Source organism: Nocardioides sp. Soil796 (genome assembly GCF_001429525.1).
In the GTDB taxonomy this organism is placed as follows: Bacteria; Actinomycetota; Actinomycetes; order Propionibacteriales; family Nocardioidaceae; genus Nocardioides.
Window position 1 is genome coordinate 1 of record NZ_LMSQ01000003.1, and the last position, 5822, is coordinate 5822.

General features: G+C 58.6%; 1 protein-coding gene and 2 rRNA genes. 2 read left to right on the forward strand and 1 reads right to left on the reverse strand.

Going from position 1 to position 5822, the window contains the following annotated elements; genetic code table 11:
• Positions 1-116: 116 nt before the first annotated feature.
• Positions 117-854 carry an ArsR/SmtB family transcription factor gene (locus ASH02_RS02040; protein WP_200959038.1) on the reverse strand — a complete coding sequence of 246 codons (738 nt, stop codon included), beginning with the start codon at positions 852-854 and terminating at the stop codon, positions 117-119.
• 847 nt (positions 855-1701) lie between these two features.
• Here ASH02_RS02040 and ASH02_RS02045 point away from each other — a divergent pair.
• Positions 1702-3219: ribosomal RNA gene (locus ASH02_RS02045) — 16S ribosomal RNA — on the forward strand.
• Positions 3220-3554: 335 nt separating this feature from the next.
• Positions 3555-5822 (forward strand): 23S ribosomal RNA (locus ASH02_RS02050); the annotation flags it as partial.

Genomic DNA, 5822 nt, shown 5'->3' on the forward strand with positions numbered 1-5822 from the left:
ATCGACGGCGACGAACTCACCGACGCCGCCACCCGCGCCCAACAACTCGAACAACCCAACTGAGCATCGCCGATGGCGCGGCACTGTGACATCCCGAACCGGGTAGGCCTCGAGGCCTACCCGGTTCTGTCGTTCACGGGGGAGTGGGCGTCGGTCGTGACGGCGGCCCGCTCGAGCTGGGCAATTCCATGGGGCGTGACACTCAGTGCTCGGCTTCCCGGCTGACGGTTGACCCAGTTGTCGGTGAGCATGGCGGTGGCGATCATGGTGCCGATGGTGCCGGCCAGGTGGTCGCGTTGCTCTGTCCAGTCACGACAGGGCCGCACAAGTGGGCGTCGGGAGCGAGCGGCCAGGTCGAGGTCCACTCCGAAGTAGGTTTCCAGGGCGTCCGTGCCGGCTGGGGTGATGGTGCTCATCTGCGGATCGGTCCATGCGGCGGCGATGAACCGTTCAGCCACGGCCACCCCGAGCTGACCGGCGAGGTGGTCGTAGCACGTGCGAGCTGCCCGGAGACGACGTTGTTCGCGAGACGGCCGAAGTGAGCTGACGGGGCCCTGGCCCGGGCCACTGAGTTGCTCCAGTGCATGCGCGACACGGGCGTTCGCCAGTCGGTAGTGCCGGAATCGGCCTCGGGGCTCGACGGTTACGAGACCCGCGTCGGCGAGGAGGGCCAGGTGTTGGCTCGCGGTGGCCGGCGCAACCCCGGCCACGTGGGCCAGCTGCCCGGCGGTGTGGGGTGCCCCGTCGAACAGCGCATCGATCATCGCGGCGCGAGCTGGCGCACCGATCGCCCTGCCGATCCGTGCGAGGTCGAGGCTCATGGTTTCGATTGTGCCGCAGGCACGATTCGGCAAGGACCGAGATGACGGGGTCCTCATGGCCCGGACCCGGAATCCCGTGGGACAGGCGTCCGCGGCTGGCGGTGGACGGCACCCGGATCTGTACACCCACGAGGTGATCCGCCGTCATGGCCGTCTCGCTGGTTGCGACTGAGGCTCTTCGCCCGGCCGGCCCCACGAGTGGGATCGACCCAGCGGGGATGACCTGGAGCCTGCGCGAGATCGCCGTGCACAAGGGCCCGTCGTACGCCAACCAGCTGGGGACCTCTCGGTCTGGACGCCGGCCGCGTACGGCGCCGCTTCCCGGTGTGGAGCGTGCTCTCCTGGGCGCGACACAGAGGCCGGGGGAGAGCCCTGAACGCGTCGATTTGACCCGTGGTGGGGCGTGGCCTAATGTTTCACCTGTCGCCGAGAGCGACCGGGAAGAACGGCCTTCTGGCCGGGCTCCGGTCCCACCAGGCGGCCACCCCCATCAGTACCCCTCTCGGGGTCCTCTGAGTGTGCGCCACGATGCGGCCTCGGAAGATCCTGGATCAGTGTGTGCGATGGGATCTGGAAGCAGATTGGCCGGTTTGACAGGCGAATCTCACTCCGGTAAGTTTTGTCAGGTTGCCCCGGGGCTTGGTCGTGAGGCTGGGNGTGCGCGCTTGATCCTTGAGAACTCAACAGTGTGTCAAAAGTCGACGAATTAATTGATAACCCGTCGCAGCTTTTGATCTGGCCTTTTGGTTGGTGATTGGTTGTGATGGTTCCTTTGGTAAGAAACGATGATTCCGACAATTATGTCGGCGATTCGGTCTCTTGCCGGGAGAAACAATCTATGAGATTTGGTGGCTGCCTTTGGGTGGTTGCCTGCATGATTTCAACGGAGAGTTTGATCCTGGCTCAGGACGAACGCTGGCGGCGTGCTTAACACATGCAAGTCGAGCGGTAAGGCTCCTTCGGGAGTACACGAGCGGCGAACGGGTGAGTAACACGTGAGCAATCTGCCCTTCACTTTGGGATAACTACCGGAAACGGTGGCTAATACCGAATACGACAACTCCAGGCATCTGGTGGTTGTGGAAAGTTCTGGCGGTGAAGGATGAGCTCGCGGCCTATCAGCTTGTTGGTGAGGTAATGGCTCACCAAGGCTTCGACGGGTAGCCGGCCTGAGAGGGTGACCGGCCACACTGGGACTGAGACACGGCCCAGACTCCTACGGGAGGCAGCAGTGGGGAATATTGGACAATGGGCGAAAGCCTGATCCAGCAACGCCGCGTGAGGGATGACGGCCTTCGGGTTGTAAACCTCTTTCAGCAGGGACGAAGCGAAAGTGACGGTACCTGCAGAAGAAGCACCGGCCAACTACGTGCCAGCAGCCGCGGTAATACGTAGGGTGCGAGCGTTGTCCGGAATTATTGGGCGTAAAGGGCTCGTAGGCGGTTTGTCACGTCGGGAGTGAAAACCAGGTGCTTAACACCTGGCCTGCTTCCGATACGGGCAGACTAGAGGTATGCAGGGGAGAACGGAATTCCTGGTGTAGCGGTGAAATGCGCAGATATCAGGAGGAACACCGGTGGCGAAGGCGGTTCTCTGGGCATTACCTGACGCTGAGGAGCGAAAGTGTGGGGAGCGAACAGGATTAGATACCCTGGTAGTCCACACCGTAAACGTTGGGCGCTAGGTGTGGGACTCATTCCACGAGTTCCGTGCCGCAGCTAACGCATTAAGCGCCCCGCCTGGGGAGTACGGCCGCAAGGCTAAAACTCAAAGGAATTGACGGGGGCCCGCACAAGCGGCGGAGCATGCGGATTAATTCGATGCAACGCGAAGAACCTTACCTGGGTTTGACATATGCCGGAAAGCTCTAGAGATAGAGCCCCTTTTAGTCGGTATACAGGTGGTGCATGGCTGTCGTCAGCTCGTGTCGTGAGATGTTGGGTTAAGTCCCGCAACGAGCGCAACCCTCGTCTTATGTTGCCAGCACGTAATGGTGGGGACTCATAAGAGACTGCCGGGGTCAACTCGGAGGAAGGTGGGGATGACGTCAAGTCATCATGCCCCTTATGTCCAGGGCTTCACGCATGCTACAATGGCCGGTACAAAGGGCTGCGATACCGTAAGGTGGAGCGAATCCCAAAAAGCCGGTCTCAGTTCGGATTGGGGTCTGCAACTCGACCCCATGAAGTCGGAGTCGCTAGTAATCGCAGATCAGCAACGCTGCGGTGAATACGTTCCCGGGCCTTGTACACACCGCCCGTCACGTCACGAAAGTCGGCAACACCCGAAGCCGGTGGCCCAACCCTTGTGGAGGGAGCCGTCGAAGGTGGGGCTGGCGATTGGGACGAAGTCGTAACAAGGTAGCCGTACCGGAAGGTGCGGCTGGATCACCTCCTTTCTAAGGAGCTATTGGCAGACATTGTCTGTCCAGTCTGTCTGTTTCGTGGCCGAATGTGTCGCGGCAGGCAACGCTCACTAGTGGAACGTCGATTAGTTGGTGGGAGCTTTCCGCCTGGTCTGTTAGTACTGTCCTTCGGGACGTGGAACGCGGGGTTTGGTGGGGGTGAGCACTTGACACACTGTTGGGTCCTGAGGGATCGAGTCTTGACTCGTTTTCTCGTGGGCCATCACACCGCTGAACCGCTTGGTCGTTGGACTGGGTAGGCACGGAGTTTGTGGTGGTACCGCCCGTATCTTGAGAACTACACAGTGGACGCGAGCATCTTTGTAGCAAGACAAGCTACTAAGGGCACATGGTGGATGCCTTGGCACCAAGAGCCGATGAAGGACGTAGGAACCTGCGATAAGCCCCGGGAAGTTGGTAACCAAGCTGTGATCCGGGGATTTCCGAATGGGGAAACCCAGCTGGAGTCATGTCCAGTTACCTCTGTCTGAACACATAGGACAGTTGGAGGGAACACCGGGAAGTGAAACATCTCAGTACCGGTAGGAAGAGAAAACAAAAGTGATTCCGAGAGTAGTGGCGAGCGAAATCGGAAGAGGCCAAACTCGTGCAGTGTGATAGCCGGCAGGCGTTGCTGTTCGAGGGTTGTGGGGCCGTCACGTCGGATCTGCCGATCCGACACAGAGTTAGAAACCATCGTTGAAGTCGAAATGGATTGGAAAGTCCTGGCGTAGAGGGTGATACCCCCGTACACGTAAGACGATGGCTCTGAGACGTCACCCCAAGTAACACGGAACCCCTGAAATTCCGTGTGAATCTGGCGGGACCACCCGTTAAGCCTAAATACTCCTTGGTGACCGATAGCGGACAAGTACCGTGAGGGAAAGGTGAAAAGTACCCCTGGCGGGGAGTGAAATAGTACCTGAAACCATGTGCCTACAAACCGTTGGAGCGGGGATTCGTCCCTGTGACAGCGTGCCTTTTGAAGAATGAGCCTGCGAGTTTGCGTTGTGTTGCGAGGTTAACCCGTGTGGGGAAGCCGTAGCGAAAGCGAGTCCGAATAGGGCGTTTGAGTAGCACGATCAAGACCCGAAGCGAAGTGATCTATCCATGGGCAGGTTGAAGCGCGGGTAAGACCGCGTGGAGGACCGAACCCACTTAGGTTGAAAACTGAGGGGATGACCTGTGGATAGGGGTGAAAGGCCAATCAAACTTCGTGATAGCTGGTTCTCCCCGAAATGCATTTAGGTGCAGCGTCGCGTGTTTCTTGCTGGAGGTAGAGCACTGGATAGCCGATGGGCCCTACAAGGTTACTGACGTTAACCAAACTCCGAATGCCAGTAAGTGAGAGCGCGGCAGTGAGACTGCGGGGGATAAGCTCCGTAGTCGAGAGGGAAACAGCCCAGACCATCAGCTAAGGTCCCTAAGCGATAACTAAGTGGAAAAGGATGTGGAGTCGCACAGACAACCAGGAGGTTGGCTTGGAAGCAGCCACCCTTGAAAGAGTGCGTAATAGCTCACTGGTCAAGTGATTCCGCGCCGACAATGTAGCGGGGCTCAAGTTATCCACCGAAGCTATGGCATTCATGCGTAAGACAGGCCTTTGTGGTCCAGTTGCATGGATGGGTAGGGGAGCGTCGTGTGGGCAGTGAAGCGGCGGAGTGATCCAGCCGTGGAGGCCACACGAGTGAGAATGCAGGCATGAGTAGCGAATGACTGGCGAGAAACCAGTCCGCCGAATGATCAAGGGTTCCAGGGTCAAGCTAATCTGCCCTGGGTAAGTCGGGACCTAAGGCGAGGCCGACAGGCGTAGTCGATGGACAACGGGTTGATATTCCCGTACCGGCAAAATAGCGCCCATGACGAACCTAGTGATGCTAAGTGCCCAAAACCACCGGGATCCTTCGGGACGATGGTGGCAGAGCGCACGACCCGAACTAGTAGTAGTCAAGCGATGGGGTGACGCAGGAAGGTAGTCCAACCGTGGCGATGGTTGCCCACGGCTAAGGGTGTAGGGCGAACGGTAGGCAAATCCGCCGTTCATGTGCCTGAGACCTGATGGGGAGTCCGTATGGACGAAGTGGATGATCCTATGCTGTCGAGAAAAACCTCTAGCGAGCTATGCGCCGCCCGTACCCCAAACCGACTCAGGTGATCAGGTAGAGAATACCAAGGCGATCGAGTGAACCACGGTTAAGGAACTCGGCAAAATACCCCCGTAACTTCGGGAGAAGGGGGGCCGGATTCGTGATGGGACTTGCTCCCGGAAGCGATGAAGGCCGCAGAGACCAGGCCCAAGCGACTGTTTACTAAAAACACAGGTCCGTGCGAAGTCGTAAGACGATGTATACGGACTGACTCCTGCCCGGTGCTGGAAGGTTAAGGGGACCTGTTAGAACTTCGGTTCGAAGCGGAGAACTTAAGCCCCAGTAAACGGCGGTGGTAACTATAACCATCCTAAGGTAGCGAAATTCCTTGTCGGGTAAGTTCCGACCTGCACGAATGGAGTAACGACTTGGGCGCTGTCTCAACCGTGGACTCGGCGAAATTGCAGTACGAGTAAAGATGCTCGTTACGCGCGGCAGGACGGAAAGACC